The sequence below is a fragment of the Streptomyces sp. XY006 genome, from assembly GCF_002237655.1.
Taxonomy (GTDB): domain Bacteria; phylum Actinomycetota; class Actinomycetes; order Streptomycetales; family Streptomycetaceae; genus Streptomyces; species Streptomyces levis.
On sequence record NZ_NOKT01000057.1, the window covers coordinates 1 to 21,075 of the forward strand.

14 protein-coding genes are annotated in these 21,075 nt (G+C 69.8%); 4 read left to right on the top strand and 10 right to left on the bottom strand.

Translation table 11 applies throughout. The annotated features are described in order from the left end of the window. Positions 1-90 precede the first annotated feature (90 nt). Genes drmC through drmA form a run of 3 tightly spaced genes read right to left on the bottom strand, consistent with a single transcriptional unit; the run spans position 91 to position 6,385 of the window. Complete coding sequence (gene drmC, locus CHR28_RS38025) at positions 91-927, bottom strand: DISARM system phospholipase D-like protein DrmC (RefSeq protein WP_094058051.1); 837 nt, start codon at positions 925-927, stop codon at positions 91-93. Then, positions 909-2,765, bottom strand: coding sequence for a DUF1998 domain-containing protein (gene drmB / locus CHR28_RS36655; protein ID WP_094058052.1), 1,857 nt, complete (start codon positions 2,763-2,765; stop codon positions 909-911). The genes drmC and drmB overlap by 19 nt, the downstream gene beginning before the upstream one ends. Continuing rightward, positions 2,762-6,385 carry a DISARM system helicase DrmA gene (drmA, locus tag CHR28_RS36660; RefSeq protein WP_094058053.1) on the bottom strand — a complete coding sequence of 1,208 codons (3,624 nt, stop codon included), beginning with the start codon at positions 6,383-6,385 and terminating at the stop codon, positions 2,762-2,764. The genes drmB and drmA overlap by 4 nt, the downstream gene beginning before the upstream one ends. Before the next feature lie 236 nt (positions 6,386-6,621). On the opposite strand from drmA, the gene CHR28_RS36665 reads away from it, so the two are divergent. Together CHR28_RS36665 and CHR28_RS36670 are read left to right on the top strand one after the other, a co-directional pair. Next, positions 6,622-7,269, top strand: a complete 648-nt coding sequence (locus CHR28_RS36665; protein ID WP_094058054.1) for a DUF4365 domain-containing protein — start codon at positions 6,622-6,624, stop codon at positions 7,267-7,269. After that, positions 7,269-8,465 (top strand): hypothetical protein, encoded by a 1,197-nt coding sequence (locus CHR28_RS36670; protein ID WP_094058055.1) that lies wholly within the window; start codon positions 7,269-7,271, stop codon positions 8,463-8,465. Before CHR28_RS36665 ends, CHR28_RS36670 begins: the two co-directional genes overlap by 1 nt. Positions 8,466-8,552: 87 nt before the next feature. On the opposite strand, the gene CHR28_RS36675 is transcribed toward CHR28_RS36670, so the two are convergent. From CHR28_RS36675 to CHR28_RS36690, 4 genes are all read right to left on the bottom strand, one after another. Next, complete coding sequence (locus tag CHR28_RS36675; RefSeq protein ID WP_094058056.1) at positions 8,553-9,485, bottom strand: hypothetical protein; 933 nt, start codon at positions 9,483-9,485, stop codon at positions 8,553-8,555. Further along, the gene (locus CHR28_RS36680; protein WP_094058057.1) at positions 9,482-10,066 is read right to left on the bottom strand and encodes a DUF6932 family protein; all 585 of its coding nucleotides are present in this window, start codon (positions 10,064-10,066) and stop codon (positions 9,482-9,484) included. The genes CHR28_RS36675 and CHR28_RS36680 overlap by 4 nt, the downstream gene beginning before the upstream one ends. A gap of 71 nt (positions 10,067-10,137) precedes the next feature. After that, positions 10,138-11,046 (bottom strand): helix-turn-helix domain-containing protein, encoded by a 909-nt coding sequence (locus CHR28_RS36685; protein ID WP_094058058.1) that lies wholly within the window; start codon positions 11,044-11,046, stop codon positions 10,138-10,140. Between the two features lie 148 nt (positions 11,047-11,194). Then, positions 11,195-11,740 carry an ATP-binding protein gene (locus CHR28_RS36690; RefSeq protein ID WP_094058059.1) on the bottom strand — a complete coding sequence of 182 codons (546 nt, stop codon included), beginning with the start codon at positions 11,738-11,740 and terminating at the stop codon, positions 11,195-11,197. A gap of 158 nt (positions 11,741-11,898) precedes the next feature. On the opposite strand from CHR28_RS36690, the gene CHR28_RS36695 reads away from it, so the two are divergent. Continuing rightward, the gene (locus CHR28_RS36695; protein WP_094058060.1) at positions 11,899-12,774 is read left to right on the top strand and encodes a helix-turn-helix domain-containing protein; all 876 of its coding nucleotides are present in this window, start codon (positions 11,899-11,901) and stop codon (positions 12,772-12,774) included. Next, positions 12,771-12,986, top strand: coding sequence for a DUF397 domain-containing protein (locus tag CHR28_RS36700; RefSeq protein WP_094058061.1), 216 nt, complete (start codon positions 12,771-12,773; stop codon positions 12,984-12,986). The genes CHR28_RS36695 and CHR28_RS36700 overlap by 4 nt, the downstream gene beginning before the upstream one ends. A 58-nt stretch (positions 12,987-13,044) precedes the next feature. Here CHR28_RS36700 and CHR28_RS36705 read toward each other — a convergent pair whose 3' ends face one another. The 3 genes from CHR28_RS36705 to CHR28_RS36715 all read right to left on the bottom strand — a co-directional run bounded on the left by CHR28_RS36705 (position 13,045) and on the right by CHR28_RS36715 (position 20,975). Continuing rightward, positions 13,045-17,244: an Eco57I restriction-modification methylase domain-containing protein gene (locus CHR28_RS36705; protein WP_094058062.1), complete on the bottom strand. Its 4,200-nt coding sequence runs from the start codon at positions 17,242-17,244 to the stop codon at positions 13,045-13,047. After that, a complete protein-coding gene (gene drmD / locus CHR28_RS36710) occupies positions 17,244-20,495 on the bottom strand; it encodes a DISARM system SNF2-like helicase DrmD (RefSeq protein WP_306437597.1) in 3,252 nt (1,083 codons plus the stop codon). Before drmD ends, CHR28_RS36705 begins: the two co-directional genes overlap by 1 nt. Before the next feature lie 114 nt (positions 20,496-20,609). Continuing rightward, entirely contained in the window at positions 20,610-20,975 is a 366-nt protein-coding gene (locus CHR28_RS36715; protein ID WP_094058064.1) for a PH domain-containing protein, read from the bottom strand. Positions 20,976-21,075: the final 100 nt, after the last annotated feature.

A 21,075-nucleotide genomic window follows, 5' to 3' on the forward strand; every position in this document is an offset into this window, starting at 1 on the left:
CCAGGCCCGGCCCTTCAAATGGACCAAAACCGCAGACCAGATCATCGACCGCATCTGCCGCTACTGCGACAGGATCTCCGGACCAGGACACTAGGCACGGTGCATGAGGTCGTTCTCGGGTGCCAGTAGCCAGCGGAAGTGATCTACCAGCGGGTTCACCAGCCTGGGGTCCCGCATCAGTACTCCGAGTTCGATGTTGTCGGACAAGGCACGGTCGGTGAGATTGGCGCTTCCCAGGAACGCCGTGTGCCGGTCTGCCGCTATCAACTTGGCGTGCAGTACTCCACCTGCCCCCGTGCGGTGCCAGACGTGGACCTCGTGCGGTAGTGCGGCGAAAGCGTCCGCTGCTTGTGTGGACTCCTCGAGCAGAAGGTCCACGTGGACACCCCTTTGGACTGCTCGCCCTATCTCTCGTACGACGTCTCGAGCACCGTACGCGGCGAAGCTGGCGATCAGCAGTGATGTGGTCGCGGATCGGATCACCTCCACGGCGACACCACTCGTCAGCCGCGCCGGTATGGAGGCACCGAGGGGTCCGCTGACCACGACCTGGGCCGGTTCCGAGCGGGGCAGTGACCGGGCCGTGGCCAGGGCCAGTGCCAGTCCGGCTCCGGTCAGACCGGGTGCCTCGGCCCGCCAGGTACGGACGACTTCCCTGAGTTGACGCGCCAGGCCGGCAGCTGCCTCGTCTGCGACGAAGCGGCCGACCCGGGCGTCGTCCGGTCCCGTGGCCGATTGCAGGGCGGCCTCCAGAGCAACACACCGGTCTTCGGTCAGACGTTCGCAGAGGGCGGCGAGTAGAGCAGGCAGGCGAGTGGCGGAAGTACCGCTGCGAGCGGCCGGGACACCTGCCCGGCGTGGGGTCGCTCCGCTCGACCGTTCTTGGCCGGGTATCGGGTCCGGACGACTCATTGCCGGAATGCGCATGCGTTGTCCGCCAGTGTCTCCACCAGCAGGGCCCGGTCCAGGTAGTGGTTGCCTCGCTCGCAGGACGTCTCCGCCGCGAACAGGCAGGCGTGACACGCCGCTCCGTGCAACCGGGCATGGATGCGCGGATCATGCTCGGCACACATGGGGTCGGAGCTGCACAGCCTCGCTTCTTCAAACGCCTGGGTGATGGCCGGACCGAGGCGGTCACGACGTCCGAGCGAGACCAATCCGCCCAGAGTTCCCTCGCTGTCGGGGGCAGCGGTGTAGAGCAGAATGCCTGACATGGGGTCGGGCCCGGAACGGGCATAGATCCGCTCCGCTATGCCCGACGCGCCGTAGCCGCAGTCCAGGGCGAACTGGCGGATGAGTACGTGGGCCAGGGTGTGCAGGAGCACGTATCTGATCCCCGGCCAGCGCGGTTCCACGCCGCGGGCCAGGCACCAGTCGTGGTGCGCGTCCTTGAGGATCTTCTCCCGGGCGAGCACTGCTTCACGCTGCTCCCATTCGGCGAGCGGCCGTTCCTTGAGCGCCAGGAAAACGCCCTCACCCCGTAGTTCGGCGCAGGGCACCCACGTTGCGTCGTTGCGGCTTAGGGGTGCTCCGGAGCGGGTGCGCAGCTCTTCGTCGGGCAGCCATTCGGGAGCCTCGATGCGGGTGAAACCAGTGAGTGCCGACACCTCGCGCAGCCGGTGCACCAAGACCACGCTGTCCAGCCACTCTGCCGTCCCGTCGGGCACAAGCCGCTCCCGTACCGTGGTGAAGTCGGGCAGAGCGTGATCGCGAGGATGGATGAAGGCCCGCCACTCGGGCGTGATGAGGTCGAACTCCTCGTCCTCTTCTTCCGGTTCTCCCGTGACCGCCTGGGCTTCCCTGGTGATGACCGTCCACACCGCGTCTGCCCCGTACTGTTCCAGTTCGGGCCAGCATGCCTGGGTGGGCAGCAGCATCTTCGCGGCCTCCGCCGGGACAGCGGCAAGCGGGGACAGCAGCTTCCAGTGCTCCTTGACCGCCTGGGTGAGCGGCTCCTCGGCGCGCGGAATGCTGAACACCTTCAACTGGGAGGCGAACCAGCTGTTGGTGGCGCCCAGCACCATGGTCCGTGCGAACTCCCGGCAGCCGCCCTGGGCGAAGGTGCCCAGGTGCGGGTGGTGGCCGCGGCAGGCTGGAAGGTTGCTCTCCCCTGCTTGACCGATGGCGTCGGCCATGGAGCGGACCGCCCCGCACGTGCAGCGCACGAAGACGTTGGCGGCTTCACCGGTGGTACCCGACTCGGTCAGGCTGAGAGTCGGGTTGTCGCAGGCATCGCCGCCCTTGTGGACGAAGTAGACCCAGGGGAAGTCGTCCATGTGCCCGTCCTTGCAGGCGACCAGGAAGCGGGCGGGAAGCGCCGTCGGCTGGCCCTTGCCCGGACCCCCGCAGTTGGTGTGGACGTATTTGGTCTTCTCCGGCCGGTAGAGGTTGGGCCGCAGCTGGAAGAGACCGCTGGAAGCCGGTGCCAGCTGGTTGCATCGCTCGCGGGAGCAGCGCAGCCACCGGGGGAACAGGGCGACCGGCACACCCGTCCTGGTCCAGTCGCCGTACGGGTCGGCCGGATTCTCCGGCAGGTGGGGCGGGGTGCGCAGGGCGGTGACCGAGCCGCCGAGGCGGCGACGTACGGCGGCCAGGAGCCGGTCTTCGATCAGAACGCGGGCGCGAACCGGGTCCCAGTCGTCGAGCCCCAGCACCATGGTGGAGAGGTTGGGCAGGTCGGTGACCGCTCCGATGCCGTAGGTGTGCAGGAGCTGGCTGGGCCGCAGTTCGCCCACGCGCAGGGCTTGGGTGGTGGGGCTGCTCATGTCCTCTCCCAGGGGTCCTCGTCACCGTCGGCCGCGCCGGCGTGGTCGTCGTCCTGAACCCGCGGTGCGTAGGGCGGTTCCTCGTCGGGCTCCGGTCCCGTCCCGCCCGTGAAGATCAGCCGGATCGGTGGTTCCACCTCGCGCAGTGAGGTGGGGCAGGTCATGAGCCGCCACGGTCCGCTGTCCGGCTCCAGCAGCAGCGGGGCGACGTCCCCCTGCCGCTTGGCCGCGCGGTACCCGAGGACGGCGCCGGGCGATCGGCGCTTCTGCTCCCAGTAGTCGAGGCGGGCGTCGAGCCGGGTCCGCACCTCGTTGACGACGTGCTGGTCGGCCAGGACGTCCCGGGCGCGCAGCTCCAGGGAGCGCACGGCATGGCTGACAACCTCACCGCGGCGGTCCACCCACTGGGCACCGCGGTTGGGGTTGTAGTCCGGTTTCAGATTGCGGACGAGGGAGGCGAGGACACCGGTCAGTCCCCGGTCCACGGCACGGTCGGCGAACGGCGTCACGGAGAGGGCCTCGACGTGCTGGTAGATGCTGGCGTGGAAGGACTCGAACGTCTCGTAGTGCGAAAGGTCGCGCGGACGCGCCCAGTTGAGAACGGTGAAAACGAGACCAGGTGCGCGCCGGCCCACGCGGCTAGTGGCCTGGATGTACTCGGCGGTCGACTTGGGCTGGTTGTTGACGACCATGACGCCGAGCCGGGAGACGTCGACTCCGACGGCGATCATGTTGGTGGCGAGCAGGACGTCGATGGGCCGGGGCGATCCCTTGGGCCTGCGGCCGAACGTGAGGTCGAGCTTGGCCAGAATGTCGGGGATGGCCTCGGAGGCCATGCGGCTGGTCAGCTCGGCGGGTTCTCCGATACGGCGTGCGGCGAGTCCCCGGCGGTCGGCCCGCATCAGCCTCGCCGACACGTCGTCCTCCACGAGCCGCCGCATGCCGCCGAGGTCACGCAGGCTGTTGAAGTAGCCGACCAGCGTCATGTACGGGTCGGTCAGCTCGCTGGGACCGTAGGTTTCGTACAGGTGCTGGGCGGCGGCGAGCTGGGCGACGAACACCCGGATCGCCACGGACTTGGTGCGCACACCCTGGGCGCAGATGCCCACGTAGCGGCGGCCGGGTGTCTCGGCGGTGGAGCGGCGCCGGGCGAAGAACGTGTCGTCGGCGTCGAGCCCCGACGGCGGGAAGACGGCCGTGCGGCGGGCGAAGAGATCGTGGATCTGCCGGTCCGCGCGCCGCACGGTGGCGGTGGAGGCGATGACCTTCGGTCGCACGCTGCGGCCCGGTTCGGGCTCCCAGGTGGACAGCAGATCCACGGCTGTCTCGTAGAGCCCGGTGAGGGAGCCCAGTGGGCCGGAGATGAGATGCAACTCGTCCTGGACGATCAGGTCCGGCGGACGGACACGCCGCGCGTCCACGGTGGAAGCTGCCGGATGGCCGTTGCCCGCCGGGTGGCTGGACGACTCCCAGTCGTTGTCGACGGCGGACGGCGTGACGTACCCGTGGCGCGTGCACCGGCGGGAGACCTGGCCGAACAGGGCCTGCGTCTCGCCTCGCCACGGCAGTTGGGCGAACTTGTCGACCGTGGCGATGACGAGGCTCGGGGGGAGACGGTAGATCTCCTCGTCGACGACGAGGATCGGCAGTCCCCGCTCCTCGGCCGGCAATCCGAAGGCAGCGGCGCCGAAGGGGCACTCGTAGGCGTCGGGGCAGGTGATGAGCGTCCGGCGCAGAGTGCGCTCCACGGTGATGTCGCGGCCCGCCTCCATCTTCGAGCCGCACCAGGGGCAACTGGTGAGCTGGTGGGGTGACCCCGTGCGCCCGAAGCCACTGAAGCCCTTGTCCTTCTTGCGCTCCTTGACCCAGTCGTCCGCCTGTTCGGTGGTGTTGGGGGTGACCCGGCCACCGACCCACAGCCCGATGCGGAACGGATTGTCGCCCCAGCGGGCGGGCTCCTCGCGCCGGATGACCTCGCAGGCGCAGATCAGCGCGGCAGCGCGCTGGAACTGCTGGATGGTGAGCAGACGCAGTGTGTACCGCATGATCACGGCCACGCCGTGCTCGGCGTCGAGCCCGCCCAGGTGGGGTTTACGCCTGCGGATGGCCAGGGTGAACGCGGTCAGACCGAGGTAGGCCTCGGTCTTGCCGCCACCGGTGGGGAACCACAGCAGGTCGGCCAGCGCCCCGCGGTCGTCGGCGCGCTCCGGGTGGGCGGGGTCCGCGAGCGAGGGGAGGTTGAGTAGCAGGAACGCCAGCTGGAAGGGACGCCAGCTGCGGTTCTCCGGCATGTCGACGGCCCGGACCGCTTCCTCCAGCGACAGCGTGGGCGTACGGCGCCGGTCCCCGGCCGCGATGGTGTGCACCCGCTGGTGCCACATGGCGCGGTTGGCGAACCGGAAGGAGTCGAGGGCGTCGGGGTCGTCCCGCAGCACGTCGATGCCGGCCTGGATGCGGTCGGCGGCCACACCGGCGAGCCGGAGGTTCTCCAGCGCCTCGGCCCGGTAGGCGTCGAGGCCGACGGCCGGATCGTCGACGGACCGCCGCTGACGCGCGATCCACGCCCGGTACCCGTCGACGAGCGGCTGCAGCGCGGCCAGCAGGGGAGGTGCCTCCAGTCGGCTCAGCTCGCGCATGTCCAGCACGAGGTCCGCCAGTTCGGGCAGGTCCGCGTCCCGCGGGTCGCGGCGGGGGTCGGGGACGTCGGTGAAGGGGATCTCGTACGACGGGGTGGCTGTCGTGGACAGGCGCACGGCGCGCCGCGGATCCGCCGGGTCGGGGTCCGCGTGCACACCGGTGCCGTGGCCGACGGCGAACTCGGGATGGAAGCGGTAGGTCATGGCGAGCGAGCGGCGCTCGTCGTGGTCGTCACCGGGCAGTTCGACGGCCCGGCGCGGCAGGAACGGAGCGGTCCCGGGCGGGCCGCTCACGGTCATCGAGGCCTGGAACATCCAGTGGGTGCACCCCGACTTGTTCTCCTGCCCGTTGACCAGGAACAGCGAGACCAGCCAGGACCCCTCGTGCAGCCGTGCCCGGCCACGCACCACGACGTGGGGGAAGTCCCGGGGGTGCACCGGCTGGGCCGCGAGCCGGCCCTCCGCCAGCTTCACCGTGACGGTGCCCGAACAGGGCACCCGGCGCCACACCCGCCGATGGTTCCCCTCGATCTCGGACTCGGCGCGCTCGTACCGTGCCCAGAAGCAGTCGACCTTCAGCTCCTGGGTGTCGCGTGCCACGCGCAGGGTCAGTCCCAGCGTCGACGGGTGCAGGCTGGGCATGGACGGCGCGGACGGGTCCGGGTCACCGGCCTCGGGCTCCTGCTCGGGGGGCATGCCCGGCTCCTCGAGTGTCTCGGGCTCGACGACCTTGCCGACCGTCCGCAGGTCGGGGCCGTCCTCGTCACGGACACCGCCGGGTGCCAGCCGCCCGATGATGTAGTGATCCAGGGGGTTGCCCTCCGACAGCTCCTCCGGCTCGTCGCCGGTGGGGCCCAAGAGGTCGCGCACGACCAGCTCGGCGAGCTTGTCGCGCAGTTGGCGCTGCGTGGGCGCGGACAGCACCGGTGCGGCGGAGTCGGAGGTCGGCTCGGGATCAGGGCCGGCGAGAGGCTGCTGGGTCACGGGCTCAGAGTAGGCCGGTGTACTGACATCGTGAACGGACTTCCCGAACGGAACCGATCACCAGGTCGGCGGCCCGTTGCTCTCGGGCCGGCCGGTGGACCCGGTGCGGCCTGATATCGATCAAGGGTGTTGGCCACCGGTGTGACCTTCGTTACCGTGCGTCGCGCGAAGGGTACGCAGGCGCATGGGAATCATGCGCGCGCCGAGCGTTCGGTGTCGGGGGTGAGCGGGGGCAGATGGCGGACAGCACGACCGGTGGTATCCCGCACCAGCAGCCGAACGACCTGTTGAAGCGCCTGTTCGCCCCGAAGACCGCTGCGTCGAGCGGTCCTGTGCCGCCGCCCGCCTGGTTACAGGGATCGCAGGGCTTCGGCGACAACGGTCATCGCGGTGCCTTCGGCGAGGAGTTCATCCGCATGCTGGCCACGGCGGCCAACCTCGACGTGACACGCAAGGAGCGTGACCGGGTCGGCGTCGACTGGCAGCTGGGCTACGCGGGACGCAGGGGAACCCGTAGATATCCGGCCATTGAGGCACAGGTCAAGTGCACGTCGTCCCCGGACCTCCACGACGACCACATCCGCTACCCGCTCAAGGTGAAGAACTACAACCAGCTGGCCGGCAACGACTACGAGATGCCCCGCTTCCTGTTCCTCGTCCTGGCGCCGGTCGACCCGTTCACCTGGTCGCACGCCACCGAGGAGCGGCTGCGCCTGAGTCATGCCGCGTACTGGCTGTGCCTGCACGACCAGAAGCCCATCACCCTCGGCAACACCTCGGGCTCAAGCACGCGCACGGTTTACATTCCGCGTGCCAACCTGCTGACCGTCGACTCCTTGCACGACCTGTTCGCCGAGGACTACCGGGAGCTGGTGGGGGTGTGATGACGGTGATCACCGACGGGGAGTTCGAACAGGCCAAGACGCTCAAGCCCGAGGTCGTCCGGCGCTATCTGAGCGAGAAGGGCTGGAGCGCGGAGCGGGACCTGTCGGGTGCCGAGCTGTGGGAGTGGAAGCCGCGCGACGAGCCGGGCCCGCCGTACGAACTACTCGTGCCGGTGCGGGAACGCCGGGACTACGCCGGCCGCGTCGCCGACATCCTGGAGACGCTGGCCGTGGTGGAGGCGAGGCCGGCGGGTGAGATTCTGCGTGAGATGCGGCTGCCGCCGGTGGACTGGCAGTTCCTCCGGCTGGTCCCGCCCGGCCCGTCGGGCACGGCACCCCTCGTCGACCTCGTGTCGGCACTCACCGGTCTGAAAGACCTGCACACTGCGGCGGCATCCTCGACACTCGGTCCCCGGGCCGTGCAGCCCGCGCAGAAGCCGCAGTCGGTGAAGGATCACGTGGCAGCGGTACGGCTGGATCAGACCCGCGTCGGCAGTTACGTCGTCGCCGCTCATGTCCCTCTGCCGGAAAGTCACTACAGCAGGCACGACCGCGAAGGACAGGGGTCCCTCTTCGACGAGACCGAGCTGACCCGGCAGAGGGCGCTGGCCGCGCAGCGGCCCGAGCCGTTCGCCCGCAAGGTCTCCCGGATGCTGTACGCGGGCGTCGCCTGCGCGCACCAGGCCGCCGAACTGACTCTGAACGAGGATTCCGTGCCGCACGTGGAGCACATGGCGAGCGCCGGTCTGTCCGCGAATCTGTGCGAGGCCCTGGTGAAGATGGCGGGCGAGGAGCGCCGCAGCTTCTCCCTGTCCTTCGCGTGGTCGTCGGAACGCCCGGTGGAGCAGCCCTCTCCACCGGTGTCGATCAGCCGGCGTCACACGATGGCCCTTGAGGCCGTGGCGCAGGACCTGCGCGAGCGGCTGGGCCGGGAGGAGGGCGCGGTGCTGCACGGGGTGGTGAAGAAACTGCACCGGGATGTGCACCCGCGCGAGGCCACGATCTTCGGTTCGTTCCTCCACGACGACGACCGGCGTCAGCGCAGCGTCCGGGTGGAGCTGCGTGCCGAGGACATCGACCGGGCCGCGGATGCCTGGCGGGACGGCTGGGAGGTCACGGTGACGGGAAATGTGGAGCCGCGGGGCACGGGAGTGCGGATGCGGGGGGTGACGGGCTTCGTGGCGCGGCCGGAGTAGCACTGCGCGGCAGGGCGTAGTCCCGCTCACAGTTCAGCTGTGTACTGCTCGCATGACCAAGGGCAGAGCACTCGGCCGGGCGCCTGATCAGGGTTGAAGCGGCAGGGACGACTGCTCCGCCGCCGGGCCGAGGTACGTGTACTCGGTCGACCGGGCGATGCCCACCGCATCGAGGCGCTGACGGAAACGGACCCGGAAGTGCACGTTGTCCCCGAGGCCCGGACGCATGCGGAGCAGTGCCTCCGGCTCCTCGAAGTGGACGTCGTACGCCTGGGCGTTCCTGGCCGTGCCCGTCTTGACCTTCACCCAGCCGCTCTCGCGGAGCTCGGTGATGCGGCCCGAGATGATGATCTCCTGGTCACGGGGCCTCGTCTCACGTAGCCGCTCGACATAGCGCCTGCCGCGCTCCGTGAGCTGAGCCCTGCGCATGCCACCGTCGGCGCCGTACCAGGTCATTCCCAGATCCAGCTCGTACTTGCCCAGAGCCCGGGCCAGGGCGTCCACAGCGTCGAAGAGGCGGGACCACTCGCGGACATCCTGTTCGGCCTCCAACGCGCCGAGCAGTCTGGTGAGCATGTGCATGCCGGTGCTCGCGGCCGATGTGGGGGGAGCTTCCATGGCCGGAGACTCCGAGGGAACGACAGACGGCACAGGACGCGCATGGACCACGGTGCTTCCGGCCGAGATGCCCGTGAGCTCCAGCTGGACAGGAGTGCCCGCTGCGACGGAGATGGCGTTCTCAACCGGGTTCAGCAGGGCGTCGCCCCACTGGAAGCGCAGAGCGCCCCCTTCGGTGTCCGGCCCCGTCAGCCGGAGCCGGAGCTCCTCGTCGAGGCGGGCGTCCGGCGCGTAGGCACGGACCGCCGCGAGGCGGCCGGCCCGGTGCTCCGCCTCGACCTCCTCGTCGTCCCGTTCCTCGGTGCCCATCTCTTCGAGGAGGCGCGCGGCGGCCTCAGCGGCTGCCGGATCATCCCTGAGCAGCGCACGCCTGCGCTCACGCCAGCTGTCGCCGGTGGTCACAGTCGCACCTCCAGGTATCCGCGTGCCGGGGCGGCACTCTCTCGCGACGGGGACCGGTCCGACCGACCGGGCAGTCGGCAGCGCTGCCACCAGTCGTCCCACACACCCCGCTCCATGAAGTATGTCCGCTCCTCGGCGGTGAAGCGCTCCGGGCGGAAGACGTGGCCGACGGGCTGGTACCCGACCCGGACCGGTGAGACCCCGAACTTGCGCAGCATGTTGTCCCGGCTCTGGAAGGCGGTGGTCAGCCATTTGGATCCAGGTCTGCCGCGTATGGCGCGCTCGCCCCGCACGTCGATCAGGAGAGTCGCGTCGATGTTCCCCGGATCGGTCTTCGTGCTCACGAAGCTGCCGCCGAGCCACAGCCTGTGGATGAGCGTGTGCCCGTCCATGACGTCCGCGTGCGCGTCCTCTAGAGCGAAGAAGCGTTCCAGGTAGTCGTGCAGTCCGGTCCACAGTGTCTGGCGCGTGGCGGAGTCCTGGAACTCCGGCGCGCTGACCAGCATGGCCTCCGCCTCGTCGAGGGATACGGAGTAGCGGCCCAGCGGAAGGAATCCGTTCGCGGCGAAGGAAGGCAGCACATGAAGTCCTGTCGGGTACGGATGGACGCCGTGAGGGTGCGGAGTGCGACGGCGAGTTCTGCGGCCACGGCTCATCCTGCCGCGCAGGTCTCACCGCAGGCAGAGGTTTCCGGTACTTGGTCGTCCGCCTCTCTGCACTCACGGCACCTGCCCGGCCTGGGCGCCCGGAAGGCGCGGTCGCAGCCGTCGCAGGTCTGGAGGGGGTGACGGGGCTCGGGGGCGGGTGAGGCCGGGGGCCTGAACGGCGGCGGGGGCGGGAGCTGGGCGGCCAGGCGGTGGGCGAGGAGGGCGGCGGGGCGGATCAAGGGCTCGTTCGGCAGGTTCTCGGTCAGGGCGTGGCGTACGGCGGTGGGAGTGAGGTCGCGCTCCAGCCAGGCGGCGACGCCGGGGGCGAGGTGTTCGGCGTCGGTGGCGGAGAGGAGGAGGCGGGGGTCGTGGCGGCGCAGCCCGGCGAGCACGTCGACGGCGGTCTGGAGGAGGGCGGGGGCGGGGTACGACGGCTGGGGCACGGCGGGGAGGCGCTTGCGTGGCGCGGGCTCGTCGGTGGTCGTGCGCCGGGTGGCGGACCTGCGGGCGGGTGCCTCCCGGGCGGCGGTTCGATGGCCGGGCCTGTTGCAGGACACCGTGCGGGTGACGATCCGGCCGGTGGGGGTGCGTTCGCGGTTGCGGCGCAAGTAGCCATGGGTTTCCAGTTCCCGCAGGGCGGCGGCGATGCGGGTGGGGCCCTCGGGGAAGCGGGCGGCGAGGGTCTTGATGTCCACGGCGGTGCCCGGCCGCACCGACTGGATGTAGCAGGCCAGTCCGATGGCGAGCAGGGACAGCTCCGGGTGCTGGGTCAGGTCGTTGCCGATCACCGTGAAGTTCTCGGTGTGGCGGACGTGGTCGTGGACGACGCCGGCGGTGCGGTGCCCGCTGGGGTGGTTTTTCGCCGGGATACGGGACTGGGCGCGCGTGGGCACGCTACGGTTCTCGGTGTCCATCGGGAAGGCCCTAACTTCCTCGGTGGTCAGGCCCTCGCAGGGATCGCTACTCCCGGCGGGGGCCGTCGCATGTCTGAGGTTGTGGTGTGCTGCTGGCGCTGAGCGTAAGGCAGGCAACCGGGCCGATATCCAGCCCAGTTGGGCATATTCACTCGCGGGAGTGAGCCCGCCCGGCGGGAGGGAGGGGTGGGGCTTGGTGGGGTTCTTTCTCCTCTGTGGGCGGTTCATAGGGAGCGCAGGTCCGGCCGGAGTGTGGGCCGTCGGGTGCCGGTGACAGCGGTGCGGCGAAGGTGAGTTCGGCCCAGACTGTCTTGCGGGGTGGCAGGCCGGGGACGACTCCCCAGCGGTCGGCGAGGGTCGCTACGAGGGTCAGGCCGAGGCCGGATTCCTCGATCGGACCGGCGGGCCGGCGCTGCGGAAGCCGGTCACCGCGGGTGTCCGTCACCTCGACGCGGAGCGTCTGGCCGACGACGTAGAGCAGGAGCTGGAAGTTCCGGCCGGGGACGCGGCCGTGGGTCGCGGCGTTGTTGGCCAGCTCGGCCACGATGAGCTGCGCCGGGTCCAAGGGCAGGCCCCAGGTGCGCAGTTGTTCCGCGGCGAGCAGGCGGGCGAGGCGGGCGCCTCGGGGTGTGGGGGACAGCAGCACATTGAAGTTGCGGACGGGGCGGCCGGGTTGGGGGAGTTTCCGATTCACGTCACTCAGCGTGGCCGGATGTGCCTACCGTGAGGAGTGACGTCGCGGTTGCGTACGGTGACTGTCCAGCGCTTGTCCGGTGGTGTCCGGGCTTGTCGGGGCGGGGCGTACGGGTAGGGCGCGGCTGGGACGAGACGGTACGACGAAGGGGCGCGCGCATGTCGGTGGACGGCGAGGTTCGGCAGCTGAGGACCGAGGCTGACGAGCCCGGGTGGGAGGTGGACCCGGACGACGAGTGGGGCGTAGCCGTCGTGGCCACCGTGGGGCGGCAGGTGAAGCTGCGGCGCGAGGCCGTGGGGATGCGGGCCGGCGACTTCGGTAAGGCCGTGGGGTACGGCGAGGACCTCGTCTACAAGATCGAGAGCGGGAAGCGGATTCCCCGGCCCGAGTTTCTGGACAGGGCGGACGAGGTGCTGGGGGCGGGTGGGCTGCTCTCGGCGATGAAGGAGGATGTGGCCAAGGTCCGGTATCCCAAGAAGGTGCGGGATCTGGCGCAGATGGAGGCGCGGGCGGTCGAGATCGCGCTGTACGAGTGCAACATCATCGCGGGGCTGTTGCAGACGCAGGAGCATGCTCGATCCGTCATCGGGGCGGCGCAGCCGCCCTACTCGCCGGATGACGTGGAACGCATGGTCACGGCTCGTGTGGCCCGGCAGTCGGTATTCGAGCGCGATCCGGCACCTGCGCTCAGTTTCGTCCTGGAAGAGGGCGTGCTGCGGCGCCCCATCGGGGGCAGAATGGTATGGCGTCAGCAGCTCGAACGGCTGCTGCAGGTGGGGCGGTTGCACAACGTCGTACTGCAGGTGATGCCGATGAACTGTGACACTCACTCCGGGCTGGACGGGCGTATCGAGCTGCTGAAGTTCGCGGACGGTACGGCGGTGGGCCGCTCAGACGGTGCGTTCAACGGTCGGCCGCTCCACGACCCCAAGCACCTGCGCATCCTCGAACTGCGGTATGGCACCATCCGGGCTCAGGCGCTCTCGCCCCGGGAGTCGCTGACCCTCATCGAGCAACTGCTGGGAGAAACATGATCCGCAAGGCCACTGCTGGGGACACCTCCGAGTTGGCGTGGTTCAAGAGCAGTTACAGCGGCGGCAACGACGGCAACTCCTGCGTTGAGGTGGCCCACGCTCCCGGCACCATCCACGTCCGTGACTCCAAGCACCGGGAGGTCGGCCGCCCCAGCCTCGCTCTCGCACCGGAGGCGTGGGCGGACTTCGTGGCGTACGTGTCCGGGAACTGACCTCCTACTGGCATGCCCTGCACCTGGTGTCACCGGGCGCGGGGCATTGCCGTATGGCTCAGAAGAGGGCGTTGGGATCAGCGAACAGGGCGCCGTCGTCGAAGCCCTCTTGAGCGGCGCTGGAGTTTCGCGCGGCGGCCCGAGCCTTCGCCTTGGCCTTACGAGCAGCAGCACGCCGCCGCTTGGCCTCCGGCGTGTGCAGGCCCTTCTCCAACTCTTCCCTGTAGCGGGCGTGGTTTAGCTCAAGAAGGCGGTCAAGGATCTCGGTCCTAACACCCGGGGCGATCGTGAAGCGAACGTCTTGGGGTGTGATGTGGAACCCGTGCTTGAGGTCGAGATCGGTCCAGCCGTAGGCCTCCGCAACCGCCCGATCAATCTGGACGTGTGCCTGCCGAATCGCTTCGATTTCTGAAGAGGTCTCTGACTCATTGTGCACAAGGGTGTAGAGATCTGTCAGGCCCGCGTTGTCTGGCGAAGACGCGCTCCGCCGGGTTTCATCCAAGTGCTGTCCGGCCTGCTGAAGGTCGCCTGTTGTCTTGGGGAAGGGGAAGGTCTCGAAGCAGTCGGACGGCGTGTATTGCAGGTCCGCCTTCATCGTTGCTGACCATTTCCATGCCCAGGCAACGTGCAGCGCGGAATTGAGCACGGCCAAGCGGCCAGCATCATCCGTGGGGAACACGACGAGCTTCTCGTGTAGTACTTGCCCGGTTGGTACGAATGTTGCTGCCGCTGTACTGCTAACGCGGGCGATTACGATGACCCGCTCCAAGTCCGCGATCGCGGCATACAGGGCGGGGCGCTTGTCCGCGTAATGCCACCACCTCTGCGGTAGTGGCTTGCGGAGCACATATGTGCCGTCCTCTTTCTTTCGCTGACGGATGGGCTTCACCCCCCGTTCGGCGATTGCGAAGACGTCTGGATACTCTGCTGCCCTTTCTTCGGGCCAATCGTGAAAGTTGATCACCCAACGGCTAGCAGTGGATCCGGGCCTCTGGTTCAAGTCCTCGCCACTGAGATAGGGGAACAGAACCTCGGCGTTTCTCGGATCCTTACTGATCAACGCCTTCGCTTCATCAGGAGCTAGGACAAATCCCTTACCAAGCACGATGGAACCTTGGAACGACTGGGCCTCGTTGGCTGCCAGGCGATATGGGTTCCCCGTCACCCGTGATGTCGGATCCAAACCTGGAGTGATTCCTCGGACCCTGTTGCCGTCCAACGTGGGGTTCTCCCCTCGCCCGACATCGCCCGCAAGCCAAAGCAGCGAGACGATCACCGATGCTGTCCCCATCCAGGGTTGCGACTTGACTGCCCGATACACGGCGTAGCCATTCGCTGTTGCCTGGTCGAGCCCGACTTCCCGCGTATCCCCCTGCGCGATGGTGTTCGTCGCGATGATCCCCGTCCGTCGCCCCGGCGCTATCGACAGGTTGCGCAGCAGGAAGTACGCGCACAGGTCGGCGTGCCCCCGGGTCCCGCCCGCCAGCCGATTGACCAGATACTCACGGTAGTCCTGCCCCAGCGCACCCGTGAGCTTCTTGCCGCCGAGGAACGGCGGATTCCCCACCACCGCATCAAACCCGGCAGCACCCCCCACCCCCATCACCTCAGGAAACTCCAACGGCCAATGCAACGGCCGCACCGCCTCCGCCCGAGGCCCCTTCAGCCACCCCTCCACGATCTCCCGCGCCTGCTCAGCCGCAGCCTCAGCCGTAACCTCGTCCTCGTCGCCGAGCGCCGTAGCGACCAGCCCCGCCACCGCCTCCAGCCGGTACCGGTAAGCCCGGCTCTTCGCGTCCTCCTTGGCGTCACGGAACCGCGCAGCCCCCCGCGCTCCGCCCACGTTCTCCTCGCCGGAGATCTCGGACGCCTCCTCGTCGGAGATGCCCTCGGCGGCCAGGGCAGCTCCCACCACCGCGTCCGCCGCCAGCCGCAGCTTGCCGCTAAGAGTTTCCGCCTTCGCCAGCAGCTCGGCCTTTTCCCGCACGACCCGGATGTCCGTGACCGCCGTCGACTCGATCTGCCGCCGCAGCTCAGCGGCCCGCGACAGCAGCGACTCAGTACCCTCCAGCGCCCGCGCGACCTCCGGGCTCAACTGCCGGTCCTGCCAATCCAGATGGAACTGCCTGACCTGTCGTACGTCGATGACGCCGATCAGCGAGTCCCCGCACCGCAGCGCATGGTCCAGGAACGAGAACGGCCGCCCCTTCGCCAGCGTCACCAGCCACAGGGACAGCTTCGCCAGCTCCACGGCCATGGGGTCCCGGTCGACGCCGTACAGGCACTGGTCGGCCACCAACCGCCGGGCGATCTGGTGGAGTTGTTCGTGGTCGTCCCGGTCCACGTCCTTGGCGATCTCCTGCGGAAGCTCCGGCTCCCGGAGCCACGCGTCCACCACCCGGTCCGCCAGGTACCGGCACGCCGACACCAGGAACGCCCCCGAACCCATCGCCGGGTCCAGCACCCGCAGCTTCAGCAGCTCCTCGGCCTTCTTCGGCCGCCAGACGCCAGGCTCCGCTCCCTCCGCCGGGCCCGGTGAGAAGCACAGCGGGGCCAGGGTGTGCTCCACGACCTCCTCCGCCAGCGGCTTCGGCGTGTAGTGCGTGCCGGTGTCACGGCGGTTGCCGGAGCGGACCATGATGACCGAGCCCGCCGGCCACACCTTCGGCTCACCGCGCAGGTCCGGGCCGTACAGACCCGAGAAGGCGACCGCCCGCTCGACGAGGGCCGGGTCGCTGCCGCACGCCGTCTCCAGCTCGACCGTCACCGTGCCGGACTTGGCCTGGGCCGCCGCCACCGTGGCCGGCTTCGTACCGGCCGCTGCCGCCACCTGCTCGGCGAGGGTTCCGGCCGCCTCCCACTCCTCCAGGCGGGCCAGCGGCAGCACCGCCTCGTACTTGCGGTCCCGGCCGAAGGAGACCCCGACGTACGGTTCCTCCGCCCAGTGGCAGCCGTACTCCAGCAGACCCTCGTAGACGTGGCCGATCTGCTCGACGTCCAGGCCCTTGTACGACAGGCGCTCCTTGCCCTTGAAGCCCTTGCGGGCGCGCAAGGTGAGGAGGGCGTCGAGGATCTCGTACACCACCCGGTCCGTCACCTTGGCCGGGACCAGCCAGGGGAAGCGGGACGGGTCGAAGAGCGAGCCGCCGTAGGGCGGGATCCAGAGCTGGTCGTGCGTGCTGCCGCCGTGGATCGCAGCGAACACGGCGAGCAGGCGCGGCCAGGTCGCCTCGACCCGGTCGCCCAGCTCGTCGCCGTGCAGGCTCTGCGCCTTCGCCAGCTCGTCGTGCAGGGGGCCGACGGCGTACGAGGCGTCGTACAGCTCGTCCCCGGACGGGAGCAGGCGCTGCTCCTCGGCGTAGAGGAGGAAGACGAGGCGCATCATCACCGTGAGCGCGCCCTCGTAGACCTGCTTGGCCGGGACGCCCCGCAGCAGCTCGCCGCCCGACTCGCGGTCCAGCCGGGACAGCTCCGCCACCAGCAGGGACACCGCCTCGCGCACCTGGCGGCCGAGGGTGTCGGTGACCTCGGACTGGGCCTCGGCGGTACGGGCGAACAGGCCCGCCGTGGAGTCGCTTGGCTTGCCGTCGGCGTCCAGGGGCGGGCGGACCACGCGGCTCGCGGTGAGCAGGCTGGTGAAGGCGCGGGCGAGGATCGGTTCCTCGGTCCACAGGTCCGCGTCGAAGACGGCGATGGTCGTCGCTTCCTTCGGGCGGGCGTGGACCAGGGCCCACTCGCGGCCGTTGGTCAGCAGGGCGAGCGGCACCTCGCGGGCGCGGCACAGCTCGGCCGCGCGGTCGGCGAGGCCGGGCTGTTCGCCGCGCGGGCGGTTGAGCGGGCCCTCCCAGTCATCCGTACGGAAGAACAGGGCGCGAGGGGCCAGCCCGCCCGAGCGGCCGGGGCCGACCAGGACCGCGTCGGGCGTGTTCGCGCCGGCCCGCAGCGACTCGGGAATCGCCGCGCCCTCGCGCAGGCCGGGCGCCCGCCAGCCCAGCAGCTCCGCCAGCACGAACTTCTCCCAGGCGGACCGCAGCAGCGCCGGGTCCTCCTGGACCTCCGCCCAGGCCTGCCGCAGCCTCACCCACGTCTCCGGCGGGATCGTGTCCAGGCCCTGCTGGAACGCCCCGACCAGCACCGGCAGCGAGACGAACGGGCCGTCGGGCCGCAGCAGCCGCAGCCAGTCCTCGTGCTGCTGGGCGGGGGTGGGGACCGAGCCCTTCGGCGGGACCTTCCTGGCGGTGCGGGCGGCGGTCGGCATCAGCGGTTCTCCTGGCGGGCGGTGGCGGAGAGGGAACGGGGGACGAGGAAGGTCACGGCGACCGGGAACCAGCGGGGCGAGGGATCGGACCAGCGGCGGCGCAGCGCTGCCGTCTCCGTCTCCGTCACCTCCGGCAGCCTCCGCAGCCGCTCCAGGAGCGCCTCGCGGTCGGCGCGCAGCTGGCGGCGCTCGTCGTCGACGTCGAAGAGCGACTCCTGCTGCCAGTGCCCGGTGTCGTCGAGACGCGCCCGGATCGAGCGACCGAGGTCCTCCAGGACCGCGCGCATGCCCTCGACCTCCTGCTCGCAGCGTTCGGCGAGCATTGTCTCAAGTGAGCGGAAGCGCCGGTTCGCCCGGTTGTTCAGGGCGCGGGCGAGGCGCTCCTCCAGGTGGTCCCAGAGGTCGGTCAGCTCGGTGAGCACACCCTCGACCGGTAGCTCCTCCGTGGTCTCGGCCAGCCACCCGTCTACGTCCTCCATCTTCGCGGCGACGAACTTGCCGCCGTCGATCAGCCCGCCCGCCGTGATGACCTCCTCGTGCAGCCGCGTGCCGCCGCTGCCGGTGATGACCACGCGGCCGTGCGCGACCACCGCGGGCTGCCGCAGCACCCCGTCCGGCACCACCCGGGCCGTCACCCGGGACAGATGGGCACCCGGGCCGCTCGACCACAGCTCGGCCCGCAGCAGCCGCAGGCACATCTGCACCAGTCGGTGCCCCAGGTGCATGTGGACCACGTCCGTGCGGTCGCGGGCCTCCGCCTCGTCGAAGACGACCGGGCGCTCCGTGCCGGTGAGCGGGTGGCGCAGGCCGTCGTTGCGGGCGCGCGCCCAGGCGCCGGGCAGCTCGGGGAGGCGGAAGCAGCGGGCGCCCCGCTCAGGCTTGGGATCGGGGACCTCGGTCAGATCCTTGCGGTGGGCGAGCAGCAGGCCCGTGCGGACGACCCGCTCGACGGTCTCCGGGGTCAGGTGAAGCTGGTGGCGGCTGTCCGTCAGGGCGTCGACCAGGCGCTCCAGGTCACGGGCCAGGTCGCGTTCGACCTTCAGGACGGCCTTGCCGGACCGCTTGGTGATCTCGGCGTCGGCGGTGGTCCAGTTGGAACGCCGGCCCAGCATCTTCTGCTCGACCTGCGCGGCGATCACCTCGCCCGCGCTGCCCAGGTCCTCGCGGATGCGTTCGGTCTTGCGGGCGGCGACGGCGAGGAAGTGCAGCTCGTCCTCCAGGGCGCCGTCGTCGTAGCCCGAGTCCGTGTGGTGGTCGTGGGCCGGGTCGAAGCCCTGCCAGCCGCGCGGCACGAAGTGGTAGACGTCGACCTGGTCGGCCTTCTGCCCGTGCCGGTCCACACGGCCGTTGCGCTGTTCCAGCCGGTTGGGGTTCCACGGGATCTCCCAGTGCAGCACCCGGTGGCAGTGCGCCTGGAGGTTGATGCCCTCGCTGGCCGCGTCCGTGCCGAGCAGGATGCGGACCGGGGACAGGTCGGGGCTCTCCTGGAAGACCTGCTTGACCTGCTCCCGCTCGTCCTGGTCCTGACCGCCGTAGAGCTGCGCGATCCGCTCCGCCGGATAACCGGCGGCGATGAGCTGCCCGTACAGCCAGCGCTGGGTGTCGCGGTACTCGGTGAAGACGATCACCCGCTGCGGCTCCCAGTCGCCCAGCGGGCCGTCGGGACAGACGATCTCGTCCAGCCACTCCCGGAAGCGGGCGAACTTGGCGTCCGGGCGCTTCCCGGCGTCCACGGCCCAGGCGTCGAGTTCCTTCAGCAGCTTGTGCTCGTGGTCGGTGAGGGGGCGCATGGCCTGGCGGGCGGCGGTCAGGGCCCGTGCCGCTGCCTCGGCCTGCTCCTGCTCGTTCTCCTCCTCGGCCTCCTCGACGCCGTCGATCAGGGGCCGCAGCACCCGGACACTCGGGGCCGGCTCTTCCGCGGGCCCGACCGGGCGGGACGTCATCGTCTTCAGATGGGTACTGATCGTCTCCGCGAAGGCCTTCGGCGACGACAGGAAGCGCTTCTTGAGGAGGGTTGTCACGAAGTCGGAGGCCGTCCGGCCGGCCTTCCCGTCCCCCTGGCCGTCGCGGCGGGAGCGCGCGTAGGCCGCCAGCTTCGCGTACGCCTCCCGCGCCGCGTCGCTGTAGTCGACCTCCAGCGCGTGCGGCACCCGGCGGGGGAAGCGCGGCTTGCCGTTCCACAGCGGTGGCAGGTCCGACTTCATGCGGCGCACCATCACCCGGCGCAGCTGCTCCTCGGAGGGCTTGACACCACGGGCGAACCGGTGGTCGTCGAGGAGTTCCAGGAGCGCTGTGAAGGACTCCAGGTAGCCGTTGTGCGGGGTCGCGGAGAGGAACAGGCGGTGCTCGCAGTGGGGCGCGAGCAGCTTCACGGCTCGGGTGCGCTGCGAGTCCACCGCGTATTTGCCGGTGCCGGAGGGTGCGCAGGTGTGCACCTCGTCCACGACCAGCAGGTCGAAGGCGCGCGGGTACTCCGGTACGGGTGGCAGCAGCTCCCGAAGCATCCGTAGCGGGCGCTCGCGCTTCAGCCAGTCGATCGAGACGATGAGACGCGGGTGGTGGGTCCACGGGTTGGCGTACAGCCCGGCCGACCGGCGCAGGTCGCGCAGCATCCGGGTGTTGACGATCCGGAAGTCCAGGCCGAACTTGTCCCGCATCTCGTCGCGCCACTGGAGCGTCAGCCCGGCGGGGCAGACGATCAGCATGGAGCGGGCGCGGTGGCGCAGCATCAGCTCCTGCATCACCAGACCGGCCTCGACCGTCTTGCCCAGACCGACGTCGTCCGCGATCAGCAGGTTCGTACGGGGCATGGACAGGGCGCGGACCACCGGGTCCAACTGGTAGTCCTGGATTTCGACGCCCGAGCGGAACGGAGCCTGGAGCGCCGTCTTGTCGGCGGAGGCGATGGCTCCCCAGCGCACTGCGTCCAGGAAGGCGTCCAGACGGCCGGGGTCGTCGAAGCCGCTCTTCGGCGACGGAAGTTCGTACTGATCGTGGACGTCGGTGGCCTGTTCCAGCTCCCAGACCACCCGCAGTTCCTCGTCCCGGCCGTCGCTTTCCAGCGAGGAGAGGGTGATCAGGTGGCTGGGAGCGGCTTCCGCAGCCCGGGCGGGATCGTCGCTGGCGGCGGTCGAGCGGAGCACGTCGGTCACTACCCAGGGGCGGTTCCGTACGGTCACACGTTGCCCCGGGGCCGGTACAGGTGAGCTGGGCGGAGCCTCAACTTCCGTCGCGTGCATAACGTGCGCCATCGTCTTCGTCCCCCAGCCTCGCTGAACACACTGCTGCAGCGATCGTAAGAGACCGGATGGAAGGGGGATGGCGATATGCCTGCACCACCCACTGAAAGGGGGCGGCCGAAGGCCTTACCGCGCCACGAACTGGGTCAGGATGGCCTGGACCTCGTAGATGTCGACGCCCTTGGTGAAGGTTTTCTGGAGGGGGGTGGGGGTGCCGGAGATCCAGATCTTGAGTTCCGCGTCGAGGTCGAAGGTGCCCGCCGTCTCCACCGCGAAGTGGGTGATGCTGCGGTAGGGGACGGAGTGGTACTCGACCTTCTTGCCGGTGATGCCCTGCTTGTCGACGAGGATCAGGCGGCGGTCCGTGAAGAGGATGGTGTCGCGGATCAGCAGGAACGCGGCGTGGACCTGTTCGCCGTGGCCGAGCAGCCGGGCGTAGTCCTGCTGGGCGGAGGCCGGGTCGACGGTGTGGGCGTTGCCGAACAGTGCCATGGGTGGTCCCCCGTTATGTTTTCCGCGGTCCTGCAAGAGGGCCGCTGGCCTCCGGGCCCGGCATGACTGTTCCCCCCTGTCGAACGGATGACCTGGGGGG